The sequence below is a fragment of the Pseudomonas sp. GM30 genome (assembly GCF_000282275.2).
Lineage (GTDB): Bacteria > Pseudomonadota > Gammaproteobacteria > Pseudomonadales > Pseudomonadaceae > Aquipseudomonas.
Map to the genome: position 1 here is coordinate 96,411 of NZ_AKJP02000002.1, position 17,207 is coordinate 113,617.

The window sequence follows — 17,207 nt, forward strand, 5'->3', positions numbered from 1 at the left end:
TTGGCTCCTCATGAGCGATCAGTCTCGTCTGCGAGGGACGGTTGCGGCCCTACTTCGTCTTCGCCCGGTGGCTCTCGCAGTGTTCTTATCAATACCCAAAAACCAATGCCGAAAATAAGTAGGTAAAAAACCAGAATGATCCAGGTTGAATGGATGACTTGGTGACGTGAAACTGAGGACAAACTATCCGATGTGCGCAGCAAAGCGAAAATGGTGAATGGCTGACGTCCTACTTCAGTCACTACCCAGCCACTGAGCATTGCAAGAAACCCGGCGGGAGCCATCAGCACACATCCTTTAAACATCCAGCGCGCCGAATACAATCGCCGCCGCCACCGTAACACCAGGCTGACTAAGCCCATACCGGTCATCAGCAGACCAAAACCGACCATAACGCGAAAGGCAAAAAACACCACCGGCACTGGAGGAATCTCGTCAATCGGGAATTCATCCAGTGCAGCAATGGTGCTAGTCAGATCGTGGTGGAGGTAGAGAGAACCAATGCGTGGAATTGCCAATTCCCAAAAATTGCGTTGCTCAACCATGTCTGGGATGGCGAACACCCGTAGAGGTTCGCCCTCACCCTCTGCTGGGCGCGTCCAGGAGCCCTCTATTGCTGCGACTTTCTGCGGCTGCACCTTGAGGCTGTGCTGCCCGTGAAGGTCACCCACAATCATCTGCAACGGGGAAAATGCAACGACCATCCAAAGAGCCATTGAAAACTGCAGCCGCGTTCGGGAGTTCTGAGATTGGCCTAATAGTTGCCAAGCGCTTATACCGGCCACCAAGGTGGCAGTACCCAGAAACGCAGCCAGCGTCATATGAACTAATCGATAAGGAAATGAAGGATTGAAGATGATTGCCCACCAATCATCTGCAATGAACCGTCCGTCTGCACCGATGGTGTAGCCGGCAGGCGTTTGCATCCAGGAATTCGCCGCAAGTATCCAAAAAGCGCTGATCAGCGACCCGACGGCAACAGCGCAGGTGGAAAAAAAATGCAGGCGGGGGCCAACCTTCTTCAGGCCGAACAGCATAATGCCGAGGAAGCCTGCCTCCAGAAAAAAAGCAGCTAGTACCTCGTAAAACATCAACGGCCCTAAAATATCGCCAGCTTGGGTCGAAAGCCGTGACCAATTCAAACCAAACTGATACTCCAGAATCAGGCCGGATGCAGTACCAACTGCGACGTTGAGGGCGAACACTTTCAGCCAGTAAAGGTAGACGTCCAGATAGATCTTCCGCCCGCGCCAAAGCCAAAGTGCTTCGAGCACCATCAAAAAATTCGCCAGCCCGATCGTTAGGGCAGCGAGCACGATATGAAAACTGATAGTTATCGCGAATTGCGCCCGTGCAGCAACCAACGCCGAATCAATCGAATTCATATTTACGCTCACGTGGGCTCATCGAAAGCTTTCCTTACGATCAAAGGTGGGAAAACGACGTCCACTGTCTACGAGCGAGACGTCTCCGCTCAAGCTCGAAGGGGGCGACTGCGGCCTGAAGGGGGATAAGCTTCCAACAAAGGTATATCCGCAGTCATGCCGTAGCCGGTGCGTGCCCACGGAGGTCACATGCTCATGCCCTACGCTCCTTCCTGAAATCGTAGAACGATTCAAGCCCCCTCCTTTTCACTCCCGCTTGGCAAAAGAATCGCAGCCCGCGACGGCTTGGAGATACGCCTGATCTGCCTCTTTTCGCAGATCTCTGTGCTCCTCCCAACTGACGAGATGTTGTCGATCCATCTCATCGGCCTGGCGTAGCAATTCTTCGTGATAGGCATCCGGGCAGTTCATTCGCAGAACGCTATTTTCCAACGCCCGATGCCATGATTCCAAGGCATTCAGTTTTTTTTCCTGCTCTCGTGTCAGGGTGTTGTAAGCGTTCATGACTGAATGCATTCCGGAAGTGTTTCTGTTTGGATGGGACGGCAGCGATAGGCGTTCAAGCCGCCTGACCAAAGGTGTCATCCATCGGCTGGTATCAACTCATTTGAATTTTCATTTCAAATGCTCGCTCTCATGGATATATCAATAAAAATTCGGATGGCCTTCATGACGTTCCTCCCAGGTTCTGCCAAATAAAGACTATCGAAACCCATCGGAGAAACTTCATGGCTAGAGCGCAATCCATAAATTCGCATGTGCAGGCACTATTATTGGAGCGTAACGACTGGGTGCCTAATAACCCAAAGCTTCCGGTACTCATTTATTTCCAAGCCGTGCGCTATGACAAAGTCGATCCAGCAGGTTTTTTCGAGGAAATCTTTGAGTCAAATGGATGGCCTCCACAGTGGCGATATGGCATCTACGATTACCACCATTACCACACAAAGGGACATGAGGTTTTGGGTGTCGCAAAGGGCAATGCACGTTTGATGCTAGGTGGCCCTGGAGGCCAGGTATTGGAGGTCACCGTTGGCGATGTCCTATTGCTCCCTGCGGGCACAGGCCACTGCAATATAGGATCGAGTGATGATTTTCTGGTAGTCGGGGCATATCCTCCGGGGCAGAGCGCGGATATTTGCCGAGAAGCGCCGACATCAGATCAATTGGCGAACATTGCAAAATTACCCTACCCCAAACGAGATCCCGTTCAAGGCTTCGAAGGTGCGGTGCTCCGATACTGGACTTGAATGACTTTTTTGATTTTCAAACCCAATTACATCAAGGTCACATATTATGTGTATTTATACGGATACCTTGTAATTTTCAACGCTCATCTCTTCTGCGGCTAACCATTTTTCAGACTGCACGGTTAATACGTCACTTCCACATGTTTTCGGTCATTTCCCCAACACGGCCAAACACAACCTTAGGCGTGTGCAAACATTTCGACGTTGAGAGCATTGGCTCTTTTGGCTGGCTTCTGGACACTTTTTTGCCTCAGGTTGCCCTTCCCAACACCTCCCTTGTGGATAGATATCCAACGCTGGCAAAGCGACGATTGAAGCATAACCGTCGCTAACCGACCGAAAGTAGTGTTCACGTGCCCATTTCACGGGATCAAAGGGATAGGTAGCTCACGCTTTCGAGACGGTCTGAATAGCTCCCAAGCGAAATTGGCGGTAGCATCCTATAAATAGATAGTTTTTTTGGATCAGGGTCGCATTGTGGAACAGCTAAAACGCCTTCAAAGTGGAATAGAAGGGCTCGATGCTCTGCTCAAGGGCGGCCTAGTCGAGGGAGCTTCATACATAATCCAAGGACGCCCGGGGTCTGGAAAAACGATCCTCGCCAACCAGCTCGGGTTTCATCATGCAAAGAATGGCGGACGGGTTCTGGTCGCCACACTGTTGGCTGAATCCCATGATCGCCTTTTTCAGTACCTCTCGACGTTAAGCTTTTTCGACTCTTCAAAAGTCGGGGCTGAAATACAATTTGTCAGCGCATTCGATACTCTGGAAAACGAAGGGCTAGGCGAGGTAGTGAAATTGCTTCGGCGAGAAATAAGTCGCCAAAAAGCCACCGTTATGGTGGTGGACGGTCTGCTCAATGCCCGCTCAAAAGCTGACTCGCACATAGATACCAAGAAATTCATTTCAGAGCTGCAAGGACATGCCGCTTTCGCTGGCTGCACGGTGCTCTTTCTTACCAGCTCTCGTCTCGACGATGGCAGTCCTGAGCATACCATGGTCGATGGTGTGATTGAGATGGGCGAGGAGCTATACGGTACTCGCTCAGTGCGGCGAATTCAGCTCCGAAAAACTCGTGGCAGCGCAGCAATGACTGGGCTTCACGAATGTGAAATTACCGAAAATGGTTTTGTGGTTTACCCTCGACTCGAAAGTCTTTATAGCCACCCGTCCTCCCCCGACAGTGCGGACATGACGCGCATAGCCAGTGGCATTAAGTCATTGGACGACATACTAGGTGGCGGTCTGCACAGTTCGAGTGTTTCCTTGGTAATCGGCCCCTCGGGTACAGGTAAAACAACCCTTGGCTTGAAATTTCTGGCTGAGTCTACCGTGGAAGCTCCGGGACTACATTTTGGTTTTTATGAAAGTCCGCAACGATTGAGACTCAAAGGCCAATCATTGGGTATTGATATCAAGGGTATGGAGGACAGTGGTGCCCTGACTATTGCCTGGCAACCCACGACGGAAGGACTGCTGGATGGATTGGGCGCGCGACTGCTCAGTCTCGTTGAGGAAAAGGGTATCAAGCGGCTGTTCATCGATAGCCTGAGCGGGATGACGCGAGTTTCGACGAACCCTGCGCGAATCACTGACTTCTTCAGTGCTCTGATGAACGAGTTGAGATCTAGGGGGGTTACCGTCTTCGCCTCTTGGGAAATGCGCGATTTGTTTGGCTCTGAGCTCAGCGCTCCGACCTCTGACCTGTCTAGCATCGTAGACAACCTAATGCTGATGCGGCTCTTTGAGAATCACTCTGAACTTAGCAGGACGCTTTCTATTCTCAAGGTACGAGATAGCTCTTACGACCCTTCGCGATTTGAGATCGTCATACGTGATCAAGAAGTTTTCCTGAGAAAGGTTTCAAGAAATGAACCATCAGTCCTCGCTGAGTCATTGCCTGGTTCAACATCTTAAGCCTTCGTGTGGGTTGAATTGACATGACTACCATCTTGGTCGTCGACGACGAGTATTTGATCGCTGACGTTCTCGGCCTCGCGCTGGAGGATGAGGGTTTCATGGTGGTTACTGCCAGCAATGGGCGTAAAGGACTTGAGGTTCTAGAGAGAGAACGGCCTGCCCTGATCATTACCGACTTTATGATGCCGGTCATGAATGGGCTAGAGTTCGCCACAGCTGTTCGGGCTCTCCCTTCCTTTAGTCAATTGCCCATCATCCTGATGAGCGGCGCTCAGGCGCACATCGGTATGCAGAGATCTGATTTGTTTAATACAGTATTGCCGAAACCATTCAAAATCGACGTAATCATTGCCGAAGTTAAAAAGCTATTACCTCCTGATTAAGCAACAGTGCTTATAAGCGCGTCAGCAGGTGCGACTGCTTCAGTCGAACGCGTTCGCTAGCGAACGCCCTGCCAGTCAGACTATGCATGGTAGCTGCATGTAGTGATATAAATCGGCTTCGGATGTGGCTCATGAAGTCTCCTGTTGATGAATGGGGAGACGAACGCGGAACAGCGTGCCATGCTCGACTGTTGATTCCACCTCTATCGTGCCTGCATGCCTTTCCACAATTTGAGACGCGATGAATAATCCCAGCCCTAACCCGGAGTAAGCCCCCGACTTTGTACCAGGTGCTTTCGAATAGCGAGCTTCTGGATTGAATAGGGACGGCAGCTCGCCTCGGGGAATGGGCGCTCCATGATTTTGCACACAGAAGCAGGCAGTGTGGCCATCGCTATTCAGCGTCACGTTGATCGGATGCTGGATATTGCCATGCCAAGCTGCGTTTCCGATTAGGTTCGAAAATACCTGTGCAATTCGGGAAGGGTCGAACTTGCCAGTTATGGCACTCGTATCAAAAAATGCGATCCGCGCATTCGGGTGAACAAGAGATACTTCGTCTACTACCGCTTGGCATACGGCAGTTAAATCGGTTGTCACTGGCTGCACAGGTATGCCTGTGCCCAAGTTGCAGCGCGCAAGATCAAGAAGGTCGTTCACCATCTGGTTAGCGCTTTGAACGCTTTTTGATATCTGCGAAATAATCCTCTTTCCACGGTCGCCGAGTCCTTGATTCTGGCTCAGCAGCCCCATGCCTAACGTCACCGCTCCCAATGGCGTGCGTAGGTCGTGTCCGAGCACACCCAAAACCGTCCGACGTGTAGCTTCCACCGCTTTACCATAGGTCGCGATCGACTCTACCATTGCTTGATCAATGGCTTCGTTAAAGCGAATCATGTCCGTGAGTTGCTCGTCGCTTTTGTCGGCGCCCTCAGCCAACCAGAGTCTGAGCACACTTGAACGAAGGGCTCTATATTCCGAGACTAATTGATCCATCGAAAAGCCGGCTAACAGTCGCGTGAAAGCATGCCTTTGCGCAGCGGTTTCCTCCTTGATTTTCGGCCCTAACCCATGTGATTTTTCAATCTGCTGCTGCTCGCTCTGTGAGGTACGCAAGTCAAGTGCCACAGCTCTCAGAATGTACTCGGCATGGTTTCTCAGTCCTCTGGCGTCCATGGTGGGATTAGGAGTTTCAACCGTCCGGGCGAAGTTCTCCCATGCCTGCAGAATAGGCTCGCGGTTGTCGAGGATGAAATCTGAAAGACGCATAACGATCCTTTGTTTTCAAGGGTACATGAGAGTGTCAAGCAGTCGAATTTAATTGAAAAAGGTAGACGGACACAAAAAAGCGCTGCTTTCGATGCAGTTAGAAGCCGCTGGTCTGGCTGAAGAAACGTTTGAGATTATGACCGTACTAAGAAAAAAATGACTGAGTTCATTGATCATGACGTGCAGTGTTTTGATTGTAGAGGATGACGAGCTATTGCGCCCTTTGACCGAGGAGGCAATCTCGTTACTCGACCTGGAAATTGTGGCGTGCCCCACGGCAGACGATGCGCTGTCGGTGCTAGAAGGCGAGTGCTCGTTGAGTCTTGTGATCACTGACATTTGCATGCCGGGGAGTATGGATGGACTTGAGCTTGCGAGGATCATTTGGAAACGTTGGCCGTATTTGCCGGTTATCCTCACCTCTGGCAATAAAGCCGTTGATGAGAAGACGTTACCCTCCAACGCAATGTTCATTCGTAAACCGTGGTCACTGGACGCCTTACATGACGCGGTTAGAAAATATGTGCCAATGTAAATCTCACTCCCCTTATACAGCGCTCGACTGACCGGCTCTCCTAGTTTCTTGCAATCCTCGCAAAAAAGGATGCTCAAGTTGAATGCTAATTTAGTGACTCGACTAAAAGCGCGAATTGGCGTGATTAGCAGAAGGCATCGACTGTGCGCTGCGTATCTGCAATCTACCGGATTCGACTTAATCGCTCGCCCCATTGCATGGTAATAATGGTGATGTGGGCAGTGCCGGAGGAACTGCACGAGCATGGTGAACCTGAAATACTCGACGACCTGGCCTCCCATCGTGGCGCCCACTTTTTGCTCGGTCAGAGCAAAAGGACATTGCCTTGGCATGTCTGGGTAAAGGTTAGGATCGCCTCGTTGCGATTTGGTGGAGATTCTACCGCCCTATTTTGCCAAAAGCGGATGTTCAATCCAGGGTTAACTCAACCGAAATGTCGCAGTGAAAGTCGTACCATGCTCTAGGGAAGAATGCACTGAAACATCACCTCCATGTGCCGTGACGATTTCTCGAACGATGAACAGGCCGAGCCCCACGCTACGTAAGTCGCTATTTTTTTCTGTTCCACGTGTCATTGGCTCAAAAAGGCCATCGAGGGCTGACGCAGAAATTGCCGCGCCGAAGTTATGAACCGATAGGCTCGCTTGATCGCTGTCGACGCGAGATACCACTGTTATCGGTCGTTGCAGATCGCCGTAAGCCACACTGTTGGCGACCAGATTACCAATGATCTGTTGTAGACGATCGGCGTCAAGCTTGAAGCTTCCGTTTTCGGATGCTTGATGGATGAGCGTTGCATCGGGAAAGGTTACCCGTAGCTCAGCAATGCTTTGAGCCGTTACGGAGTGCATGTCGATTGTCGAGGCGGAAATTGATATCCCACGCCCCACTCTTGCCAGTGCAAAGTCCAACAAATCCGCAATCATCCGATGCGCTCTATCCGCAGAACTACTTATATGGCTAAGCATCATCGCATCTTTACCGGTGGGCAGTCTGCGAGTGAGAATTTCTGCCGCCATTTTGATTGCCGTTAGCGGGTTTTTAAGGTCGTGACTGACGATTGCGACCATTTGCTCTGCGAATAGAGCCCGACGATGTGATTTTTCATAAGCGTCATTCAGCTTTGCCTGCGCTACCGACAAGGCTACGTCAGCGGCCAACTTCTCTGCCAAGAGTCCTTCCGCCAGTTGTCGAGCTTTCAGCAGCTCGCGTTCGTATTTGTCCCTATCTGCGGTACAGAACAATGCCAACTCATAGAAAACGCCCGACTCATGCTCTCGACGCACGCCATTGAGCAGCATTGAAACAATGGTTTTGTCGCGATGGATCAGGTCGAGTTTTACCTCAGCCACTGAACCCTGCATGCGCATCAACGGCGACCAGTGAGTTTGATGAAAGATGCGTCCACCCATCGTCAACAAATCTTGAAAACGCAAACCTTCCAATTCGTTTGATTCACGGCCGACCCAAGCGCTGAAGATGTGATTCGCACGCAGGATGGAGCCATCTTCTTGGGTGATGATCAATCCGCAGGGAGCGCCGTCAAAAAGCGACTGGAATTCGGGTAAAACAGGTCTATCAACTGTCATTGCCGCCTTCCGTCCAAGGTAACAGAAAGCTGTCCATCGCTTCGGAACAAGCGCTCGGCGCACTCATGTGAGGACAGTGACCAACATTCGCAACCAGACACAGTGTGCTATTAGGAAGCACTTGGTGCAGGTATTCACCGACAGCAATGGGAGCAATAATGTCGTCTGTGGATTGCAGAATGAGTATCGGCGTCGTCAAACCAGTTACATCCGCGCGGTTGTCAGACATGAAAGTCACCCGGGCAAACTGCTTTGCGATTTCCGGATCAGTACGGCAGAAGCTGTTGGTTAGCGACTCGCTCAACGCAGGTTGGCCAGGCGCGCCCATGATGACCGGAGCCATAGTGCTAGACCAGCCGAGGTAGTTGCTGTCCAGAGTGTGCAAGAGTGATTTGATGTCATCGAGCTTGAATCCCCCAACATACTCGCCTGAATCAACATAGCAGGGCGAAGGGCCAATCATCACATGAGCAACAATACGATCGTGTTGGCTACGATCGGCCAACGCACCAATCATCGCGCTGACTGAGTGACCAACCAGAATGACCGGGCCTGTAGAAAATTCATCGATGATTTCGACTAGATCCTGGGCGTAGCCATCCAGTGAGTTGTACTTCTTGGCATCATACTCGCTCAGGTCAGATTGTCCGGCCCCTACCAGGTCATAAAGAACCACCTTGAATCGGCTCGTGAAGTGGTCAACAAGGTACGACCACATGGTTTGATCACAGCCAAAGCCGTGGGAGAAAATCAGCGTGGTAATGCCGTCACCCACTACGCTTACATTGTTGCGGCTTCGAACAGACATACTGGACGCTCCCGATGACCCAAACGAAGAATTCAGGCGCAGCACGCAGTGTAGAGAGTGGCGTCCCACGCGTCACCGGTATGATGCGGTAGTTACGAAAATTCAGATCGGGTGGTATGGCTTTTTCAGGAGCATATACTGCTGGTGACTCCTCGGCCCAGAGTGCAAAAAGTGGCGATCAAGAGTTTGATCCAATCCGCGCGGCTCAACGGGCATGATCCGTATGCTCAGTTGAAGGATGTTCTTACACGCCTGCCGACCCAACGGACGAGTGAAATTACCAAGCTGTTGCCGCCCAGATGGGCGCCCATTTAACCGGGCAAGATCTGTTCGTCGAACGCTTGCTCCATCAAAGCGATTCTCTTCAGGCATTGGCCGAGGCAAGCTTCAGTAGGTACGAGGATTTAGAGATTGCTACATTGATCTCATCCTGAGCGTCGCCATCCCACTCTTCGACGGGCGCCAACTCTAGTTTTAGCGCCTTTATGCGCTCTCTGATATCTGCAATTTCTTCGTCCCGGCATCGTGTGGCAATTGCCTCCCAGCATGCTTCAGCACTACTTTTTAGATTGAAAGTTCAGTCCTCGCTTCAGCAATTAGCGCCAATAGCTGGGCTGAAGAGCCTTTTTCAGCACAAAAACAAACGCCCCGAACAAGCCGGGGCGTTTGGTCTAAGACCTATCAGTGTGTTTTCACACAGTCTAATCACAGCCCTTTTTTGTACTCGAACCAAATCACTTGGTCAGCCAAGACTCAACGGTCGCGGAGCCGTGTTCAGCTTTCCAATCTTTCAACGTCTTGTGGTTACCACCCTTGGTTTCTACGACCTCGCCGGTATGAGGATTTTTATACACCTTCAACTGACGGGGCTTGCGGCTGCCTGCTCTGGACTCGACAGCTGGAGCGCGACGGCCAGCTTGTGGATCTAGCAGGTTGATCACATCCTTAAGGCTATAGCTGTATTTTGCGAGCAAATCGCGCAGCTTCGTTTCGAACTCAATTTCTTTCTTGAGGCCAGCATCGCCCTTGAGGGCTTCGAGAGCCTGGAGCTGTTCGGCGAGGTGTTTTTCAAGCTGGCGGAATTCGGCAAGTTTTGACATAGAAATTCTCGATGTGAGTAATACCTTGAGGTTACACCATAAATCACGGGCGCACATGTAAGGAGTGGCTCCTGAGGCCTTATACATGGCCGACTGATATTAATATCTGTTTGCAAGCGGCAGTAGGTCTTGGATTGGTTCCTTGTGTATGGCCGAGACTCTTTTCTTATAGATGAGTATCCGCCTCCTCAGCCGGATAAAACTCCCCCTCCTTCTCCATCCTTTCTAGCTGTTCGCGCACGATCAACTCAACGCTGGCAACTGCGGCTCGATCTTCAGGGTTGACCAATTGCAAGCACAAGCGTTGGACATTCTGATCGTGGGTGCCCTCGCTCATCATCTCGTGGGTGAAGACTTGTTTGCCACGCCAAAGGCATAGCTGGGTATGAGTTTCGCCGAGCCAAATCTCATTGATTGATCTTAGGTCGGTGGTAGCCAGTTGATCGACGGTGATTGTCTTATCCATTGCTGTGTACCTTACCCATAAGCAGTAACAGGTAGACTTCCGGGCACAGGGGGTCGTTCCAATTGCCGGCAGGTGACCCGGCTAGATGAGGGTGAAACACCTCCTGGATTGAGGTCGGACAATCAACGATTGAAGCCGGCAAGTACGAATAGACGACGGGGAATTCCATGACTAATCCGGCTGCTTTACATTCAGATGGCCGCGCATGGAAAAATCTTACTCCCCTCCTCATCCCCATACTTCCCGTCCGCTGGCATGCAGCTTTCGATACGCCGTCTCTCAGACTGCGGCTGAAATCAGTCATCGACGTCTTCGACCAGGGAGAGGGGCTGAGTCAAATGCGGGCCTTGATTACGGACGTTACCTACATCCTTGCGAACCTTGTACCAATGAAAGTCGGTGACTGGTCGGCAGTGCTCCATCGCGATTTCCTTCGCTCATTCAACTGAAGTTTCAGGATCAATCCATTCGCGAGCGTGCTCAGGTGCCAGAACCAGCGGTTTGCGGTCATGGATATCGACCATGCCTTGATCACTCGCTGCGGTGATGATGACGAAAGCCTCTCCTACAGCCCCAGATCTCGATCAAGCTGATCAGCTTTCATCTCATCAGAGGCAAAACCGATCTTCATCACGTGCAATTGCAAATGGTCGCGCAAATGCATTCTCAGGCGAGATCGAAGCTCGATTGCCCAAAGCGGGTGTAGTCATTGCTGTTACCAACACCAAGGGTGGGGTCGGGAAAACAACTGTTGCAATCAACCTCGCAGCAATCGCGAAGTCGCTTGGTTTGAAAAGTACGTTTCTGTTTGCCGAATACTCTCAGAGCAAAGGCAGTGCCCGTCACATTCTTCACAGCCTTGAAGGCTTGAGAATCGAGTGTCCCGATCTCTCACCTGAAGAAATCATCAACTACACACCTGGCGCAGGAGAGGTTGTCCTGGTTGATGTGGCGAACAGTATTGCCCGTGACTCCTTCGCCCCCTCAAAGACTGCGAGCGACTGTCCAAAACCCAACCCCAAAGGCTTTCTGTCGCAATTTCGCCCTGATCTATATCTGGTTCCGGCAGACTTTGGCAGTGCACTCGATATCTGGTCAGTCAAACATTTGCTCGATAGCTCCCTCCTTCAAGCCCCTATCCAACTACTGCATCGCCCCTCGCAGATGAGCATGGATTTCGCTATGACAGCCCAGCAGGAAGGTTTGGATGTAAACAGCCCACTGTTTTACCCCTCCTTCATCCCACAGTCTGCCACCACGCCACCGGCGATCCCGCGTGATGTCCTCAGCGAATGGCAAAACAAAGATCAGGAGCACCACCACTACAGACTGTTCGAACACATCGTCGAGATGCTCGGCGGTGAGATTTCTGAGACCTATCAGGTAACCAGGGAAATTGAGCAAATGACGCTGGTCGAGCTACTCGACTTGGCCGACAGCCGTCGTGCGCACCACGCGAACGCTCGACACATTTTATTGCAATAGTCGTTTGACAAAATTCAACGAGATCCTGCGCTCCACCTACGCTTGCTCGTATATCATCCCACCAATCGCAAGGAGTTTTGTATGCCGATCAAAATGGATTTCTCTGGGCTCAAGCGCCTGACTGAAAATGCACAAGCACTGAGCGGCACGACCGAAGTCCCTTTTCTTGAAATCATGAGCCCCGAATTCATTTCATCCGTTAGTCGCTTCGATAGCTTTGACAGCTTCGTCAAAGGTGCCGGTTATACAGTCTTGACCGTTGATGACTTCAAGGCTATTCCAGACGAGCCTTGGGACGAGTTTGTGCGCCAGGAAACCAGTTTTGAAAGCTGGAAGGAAATGCAAAAAGCCGGCGGTGTTGAATACGCGAAACACAGGCTGCTTGCTGGGGTTGGTGGCTAAGCTGCTCACGACAGCTCTTCAATGAGTTGTCGCTTTAACGTCTGTAAGAGCTCCGCACACAACGGCTGAGGTTGTCCAAGCCCGAAGTGGTGGGGCCAAGCCGATCAGCTCCCTATTCGACATACCTGTACCTGGTAGCCCATGGCAGTCAGTCTCTGTGAAAACTGGCGGAAGTTGACCTTCGAGAAAAATGGCATGTGCAACACATCATTGGGTTGCATGATGGCGAAAACGATTCGGTTGCGTGGCTGGGTAGCAGGATCAAAGACAAAACGATATTCGCTGTCCTGCGCAAGATGCGCATTGACTTGAGTCGTAACGTCGGGAGAGTTGATCAACGCCTCGGCGGACACGTAAGCCTGGGAAAAAAGATGGCTGAGCACACTGGAAGATGAGTACTTCTTCACATGAATGATTTGGTGATCCGGCGTAACAAGGTCGCAGAACTCAAAGGGGCTTGAGGCACCGTTCAGACGCACCAGTTTCTGATCAAGTAAATGAAAATGGATGTTGTCTGCTATGCGTCTCAGGTAGGGGCCTTCATGGTCTGTGCCATAAGGAGGGAACTGCAGTTCAGAGGGGGTAGCTGCTGCGAAGTACCGATTCACTTGATCGGTGTATTCACGATCAATTTGATACCAATCCCCTTCGCTTAACAGGTACACCTTATCCTCGAATCCGATTTCTCCTTCTATGCAACTGTATAAAGACCAACAGCCGCGTCGCTGCTCGTCCTCATCGTATAGATAGATACGTTCAGAATGCAGTGATGGGAGCGTAACGGCGCTCAGGATGTGCTTGGCAACCAATGCTTGCCGAAGATCCAGGTCGAAGCTGATCGCCGGGCCATTTCTAGAACGCGCTCCATGTCGAACGTAGCCAAAACCACTGATATCATCAGTCAAAAGCATTGGTGCAGCCGCACGGATTTGATCAAAGTTCTCCGCATTAATGGCCTCGACCAGCAGCTGATCAAGCTCAGACATCAGCGCAGCGTCGCGTACCGGAACGATGTAATCCATCCAAGGGTATTTTTCCTTGCAGCGTTCATCTTCATAAGCGACCAGTAGCCGAGATGCAATATCAGGAAACTGCTCCAGCCTGACATCTGAATGCAAAGCTAATGAGTCCGAACCGCTCACATACTCGCTTTCATCATTTTCGCCCTCTACGATACCAGTGAGCGACTTGAGTATTTCCGAATCAAACTTGAAATCGAACTCGGATATGGTCAGGTGCTTTGAAGACTGAGTCTTCGAACGCAGCGGGGTTCGATCAATGTTGGACTTCTCTACTGACTTTATAAGCAGCGGGTCTGTCAGACTGAGCGCGGTTCGTAAACCGAAATAGCGCTCAATTCCAGCGCTGTCGAGGAGGTGTCGTGCATGCCCGAAAGTGAAGCAGAAAACGCGATCTCGTACTGCCATCACCATCAAAGCCTTCAGTGATCTGCCGTGCAGGTTTAGCTGTACAACTTCATCAACATTGTTGAAGAGCTGCGTCCATTTAGGATGGGACGCATTTGTCTGGTGATAGAAAAGGCATTCCGCCTCGGGTAGTGAGAATACAATGGGGTCAAGTCTGACCTCATTTGAGAGCGCATCATGAATGCTTCGACCTGATTTGAGCAGAAACACATTGATGGTAAGCTTCATACGCCCTCCTTGACCTATGGCCTCAAAGTCAATTTGCATTCCCACTGCTTTAAAGCAGGCAGTTTTGTAATAGGCTGTTAAGGTATAGCCGTATTCTTCGAACAATGCCTACACTGCGTCCCTAAACTACGCTTCCTCTGAAGAGTTGAATGACGCTGACTAGGTAAGTAAATCAAATTTATGGAATTACCAGAGTTGTTGAGATTGGCGAGAGCATGGGGAAACAAGCGCACGAGCTGCCCGTTCAAGACATCCCCCTCAATCAACCACTCTGGTAAGAGAGCTATTCCCGCGCTGCCACGAGCAGCTTGCCTCAGCATTTGGACATTATTACTTCGCAGTGGGCCCGAAACAGCGACACGGGTCAGTGCATACGCACTCGTCGGGTTACTGGCATTCCTGGACGACCTGGAGCTTGGAGGGGTTTGGATAAATGCTTGTTGCTCAAGGCAGGTTATCCCTATCAGTCTCCAGGCGCTGCTATCAAACTGAATCAAGCAGGCTTGAGATTCATCTTCGCTTCAAAAATCAACAAATCACTTTCATCGTTTTTGATCATCATATTGATGAGGCGGGGGCTCACCTCGATCTCCCCACCAAGCGTCGCACGTACGGTTTCCGGGTACCGCTCAAGCATCAGATCCGCCAGGCCATGGCTGTACCCGTCGCGAATGAGCTTGATCTTGGTATCGTCAGCAGTGCCGTATTTGATGAGCTTGTAAAAACCAGGATCTAGGGCACCTACCCCATTCAGCACCTCGACGAACTTAAAGATTTTGTTGTCGAAGAAATCGTCCTCGTCCTTGAGCCGGACGATCGCCAGGTTGATCCGCTCAGCGAGATCCTTCTTCGAAATCCTCACCCAGTTTTCGAACTTGCTCTCACCGTAAGTCGTGTCTCCCCACTTACCAACGAACACGTGATCACTGCGTTTGTCCTCGACCAACTTCTGCCAATAAGCGAGAGTGAGCCGAATGGTCTGCTTCACACTGTACTTCTTCAATTTCCAATCAAGGATCATGGCGTAGAATTTCCGCGCCGGCTCCTGCTTGAGGCGCAGCAGGTCGCTGTATTCCCGGCTTGCATCGAAAAACTCAACAAATGATTTCCAGATCGCAACCATCAGCCTGTCGACGGTGTTGATGACACCATTCGCCTCAATGCTGCGACTGATCATGCTGGCGATGGCTTTCTCTTGCTCAAACACATCAATTTCGCTGACGCTATTCGCGATGAGAAGCTTGCCTACCTCCGTGGTCACATACTTGCACTCGCGATCTCGAACCAGTCCAGGCTGAAGGTTCTCCAATCGCTCGACCGCATCGTCATATCGATCCGTTATCTTCCCTTCTACGATCTTGGTCGCCTCCAGCAGCACATTGCTGACGGTGTCCTTGTCGACCTGCGAGACGTTCACGGCCTTCCTGTAGAAGTTCTCCAAGTCCGCCCGCTTGCTGGTGTAGCTATCCACCCCGAGCAGGTAGATGCTGGACTCCAGCTTCTTGAGCGCGGCTGCGGCACCAGGGGCAAAGACTTCACTAAAGCGGTTCACTCGCCCTACGAGGTTCTTGAACTGGGAAGAAGTGAGGTAGCTTTTTCCCTTCGTAAAGTCATATACGAAAAGCCTTTCAATGGGCAGATTCACGCCTTCGAGCAGGGTAGAGTTGCAGACCAGAAATCGCATTTTCTTAGAACTGCTGAAGAGGTTTTCCAGATACAGGCGAATGGTATCGGGGATTGATCCATGGTGGTACATGACCCCTTTGCGCAAGCAACCGATCAGTTTGTAGCGCCGGTCAAAGAGATCCTCCAGCTCATCGCATGCGGTCTGGATCAATGGGCAATTCACCGCCGGAAGCACTGCTGCCAGCTCTACAGCAAATGACTCGATGCCCTTCTTCTTATTTCCATAGACGATGTTCTTGGAAAGTGCCTCACCCTTGATGAGTTCGAAGCAATTGGCATATTTCCTGTCGAATTCTATCGAGTCATTCAAGAAGTGGTCATACAGCTTGAGCTTCGTTTCGCCCTTCCCCGTTCGGAAATCTCTGATGTAGAAACGCTCAGACTTGATGTATTCGTCAATCTTGAACCCGCTCGGGATCATGTCGAGGAAACGCACTCGCACGTTGAGTTCGTCACACAGGAAGGGGGTCAAGAACTTGAACGACGTCTCAGCGTTACGTGCGCCAAGGATGCACAGCATCGCGGCAAGCAATTCGTTTCTGCGATCGCTCTGCAGGAGGTTGTGGGCTTCGTCGACAAAAACCATGTCGAAGCTCAGCCCAGCATTCTCGTTCAAGAGCCGGTTGAGCCGCTCCTGGGTCAGCACGAACGCCCTGTTGTTCCGCTCGACTGAGAACATCTCAGGGTGTGTCACCACTTTACCCAAACCATCAATATCTGCGTAAATCAGACGTTTTTTGGTCTGGGCCAGCAATGCCTTCGACGGTACCAGAATCAGCACACGCTGCTGCGGATTTTCCCTTACCGATTGGATGATAAGTTCGGATTTACCGTAGCTAGTTGGGGCAACAACCACCGAGGACTTACGGTACTCAGACTGAATGAACGTGCGCAAGGCATCCTGCTGTTCCGTCAGAACAATGCCTCGATCGCGGAACGTATCAACGTAGCTGCCGACGATGTTTCGAATGAATGATTCACTACGGTGGTCTTCTTCGTTGAAGTAGCTGCTGATCACAGCAGAAACAGGGTGCAGACCGCTATTAAGCGCAACATCGTACAGCGCTTGGTACTGACCAGAAGCGTTGCCGTAGAACAGGATGATACGGTAGCCAAGGCGGCGAATTTCAGGGGTTTTGTGGTTCAAAAGGAGTACTGCGATAGCCAGCAGCTTCACGGACTCGGTGTTGCCCAGTCCTTGCCCTTTAAGAAGCTGGAAATACAGCCCCTTGAACTTGGTGTTGCCTAGCTTTCTGATGGTCAGCTCTTCCATG

General features: G+C 51.1%; 16 protein-coding genes and 2 pseudogenes. 7 read left to right on the plus strand and 11 right to left on the minus strand.

All coding sequences use genetic code 11. The features are described from left to right. Positions 1–8 precede the first annotated feature (8 nt). Together PMI25_RS01700 and PMI25_RS01705 are read right to left on the minus strand one after the other, a co-directional pair. Positions 9–1,385, minus strand: a complete 1,377-nt coding sequence (locus PMI25_RS01700; RefSeq protein WP_007960989.1) for a cytochrome ubiquinol oxidase subunit I — start codon at positions 1,383–1,385, stop codon at positions 9–11. A gap of 246 nt (positions 1,386–1,631) precedes the next feature. Beyond that, the gene (locus PMI25_RS01705) at positions 1,632–1,889 is read right to left on the minus strand and encodes a hypothetical protein (protein WP_007960987.1); all 258 of its coding nucleotides are present in this window, start codon (positions 1,887–1,889) and stop codon (positions 1,632–1,634) included. A 224-nt stretch (positions 1,890–2,113) separates the two neighbouring features. On the opposite strand from PMI25_RS01705, the gene PMI25_RS27860 reads away from it, so the two are divergent. The 3 genes from PMI25_RS27860 to PMI25_RS01715 all read left to right on the plus strand — a co-directional run bounded on the left by PMI25_RS27860 (position 2,114) and on the right by PMI25_RS01715 (position 4,938). Beyond that, positions 2,114–2,635 carry a hypothetical protein gene (locus PMI25_RS27860; RefSeq protein ID WP_007960982.1) on the plus strand — a complete coding sequence of 174 codons (522 nt, stop codon included), beginning with the start codon at positions 2,114–2,116 and terminating at the stop codon, positions 2,633–2,635. A 474-nt stretch (positions 2,636–3,109) separates the two neighbouring features. Then, on the plus strand, positions 3,110–4,552 hold the full coding sequence (locus tag PMI25_RS01710; RefSeq protein WP_177325690.1) for an ATPase domain-containing protein: 1,443 nt from the start codon (positions 3,110–3,112) through the stop codon (positions 4,550–4,552). A gap of 23 nt (positions 4,553–4,575) precedes the next feature. Next, positions 4,576–4,938: a response regulator gene (locus PMI25_RS01715; RefSeq protein ID WP_007960977.1), complete on the plus strand. Its 363-nt coding sequence runs from the start codon at positions 4,576–4,578 to the stop codon at positions 4,936–4,938. 129 nt (positions 4,939–5,067) lie between these two features. Here the strand turns inward: PMI25_RS01715 and PMI25_RS01720 are convergent, their stop codons facing one another. Beyond that, a complete protein-coding gene (locus PMI25_RS01720) occupies positions 5,068–6,207 on the minus strand; it encodes a sensor histidine kinase (protein WP_007960975.1) in 1,140 nt (379 codons plus the stop codon). Positions 6,208–6,382: 175 nt separating this feature from the next. Here PMI25_RS01720 and PMI25_RS01725 point away from each other — a divergent pair, with 175 nt between their 5' ends. After that, positions 6,383–6,742 carry a response regulator gene (locus PMI25_RS01725; RefSeq protein WP_045121948.1) on the plus strand — a complete coding sequence of 120 codons (360 nt, stop codon included), beginning with the start codon at positions 6,383–6,385 and terminating at the stop codon, positions 6,740–6,742. A 419-nt stretch (positions 6,743–7,161) separates the two neighbouring features. On the opposite strand, the gene PMI25_RS01730 is transcribed toward PMI25_RS01725, so the two are convergent. Continuing rightward, complete coding sequence (locus tag PMI25_RS01730; protein WP_007960972.1) at positions 7,162–8,331, minus strand: PAS domain-containing sensor histidine kinase; 1,170 nt, start codon at positions 8,329–8,331, stop codon at positions 7,162–7,164. Then, complete coding sequence (locus PMI25_RS01735; protein ID WP_007960971.1) at positions 8,321–9,139, minus strand: alpha/beta fold hydrolase; 819 nt, start codon at positions 9,137–9,139, stop codon at positions 8,321–8,323. The genes PMI25_RS01730 and PMI25_RS01735 overlap by 11 nt, the downstream gene beginning before the upstream one ends. Before the next feature lie 174 nt (positions 9,140–9,313). On the opposite strand from PMI25_RS01735, the pseudogene PMI25_RS27865 reads away from it, so the two are divergent. Then, positions 9,314–9,454: pseudogene (locus PMI25_RS27865) on the plus strand (transposase domain-containing protein); the annotation flags it as partial. A gap of 419 nt (positions 9,455–9,873) precedes the next feature. Here PMI25_RS27865 and PMI25_RS01740 read toward each other — a convergent pair. The 3 genes and pseudogenes from PMI25_RS01740 to PMI25_RS27870 form a co-directional block, all read right to left on the minus strand. Beyond that, the gene (locus PMI25_RS01740) at positions 9,874–10,239 is read right to left on the minus strand and encodes a histone-like nucleoid-structuring protein, MvaT/MvaU family (protein ID WP_007960970.1); all 366 of its coding nucleotides are present in this window, start codon (positions 10,237–10,239) and stop codon (positions 9,874–9,876) included. A gap of 166 nt (positions 10,240–10,405) precedes the next feature. After that, entirely contained in the window at positions 10,406–10,705 is a 300-nt protein-coding gene (locus tag PMI25_RS01745) for a hypothetical protein (RefSeq protein WP_007960969.1), read from the minus strand. A gap of 296 nt (positions 10,706–11,001) precedes the next feature. Continuing rightward, a pseudogene (locus PMI25_RS27870) lies at positions 11,002–11,271 on the minus strand (SOS response-associated peptidase family protein); the annotation flags it as partial. Here PMI25_RS27870 and PMI25_RS01755 point away from each other — a divergent pair. Both PMI25_RS01755 and PMI25_RS01760 read left to right on the plus strand, forming a co-directional pair. After that, positions 11,255–12,190 carry a nucleotide-binding protein gene (locus PMI25_RS01755; RefSeq protein ID WP_238547061.1) on the plus strand — a complete coding sequence of 312 codons (936 nt, stop codon included), beginning with the start codon at positions 11,255–11,257 and terminating at the stop codon, positions 12,188–12,190. The pseudogene PMI25_RS27870 and the gene PMI25_RS01755 sit on opposite strands and share 17 nt — an antisense overlap. Before the next feature lie 81 nt (positions 12,191–12,271). Beyond that, positions 12,272–12,592 (plus strand): hypothetical protein, encoded by a 321-nt coding sequence (locus PMI25_RS01760; RefSeq protein WP_007960962.1) that lies wholly within the window; start codon positions 12,272–12,274, stop codon positions 12,590–12,592. A 104-nt stretch (positions 12,593–12,696) separates the two neighbouring features. Here the strand turns inward: PMI25_RS01760 and PMI25_RS01765 are convergent, their stop codons facing one another. From PMI25_RS01765 to PMI25_RS01770, 3 genes are all read right to left on the minus strand, one after another. Continuing rightward, the gene (locus tag PMI25_RS01765) at positions 12,697–14,247 is read right to left on the minus strand and encodes a TIGR04141 family sporadically distributed protein (RefSeq protein ID WP_007960960.1); all 1,551 of its coding nucleotides are present in this window, start codon (positions 14,245–14,247) and stop codon (positions 12,697–12,699) included. Positions 14,248–14,324: 77 nt separating this feature from the next. Then, positions 14,325–14,744 (minus strand): LysR substrate-binding domain-containing protein, encoded by a 420-nt coding sequence (locus tag PMI25_RS29815; RefSeq protein WP_081755180.1) that lies wholly within the window; start codon positions 14,742–14,744, stop codon positions 14,325–14,327. Continuing rightward, a complete protein-coding gene (locus PMI25_RS01770) occupies positions 14,741–17,206 on the minus strand; it encodes a DEAD/DEAH box helicase (protein ID WP_007960958.1) in 2,466 nt (821 codons plus the stop codon). The genes PMI25_RS29815 and PMI25_RS01770 overlap by 4 nt, the downstream gene beginning before the upstream one ends. Position 17,207 lies beyond the last annotated feature (1 nt).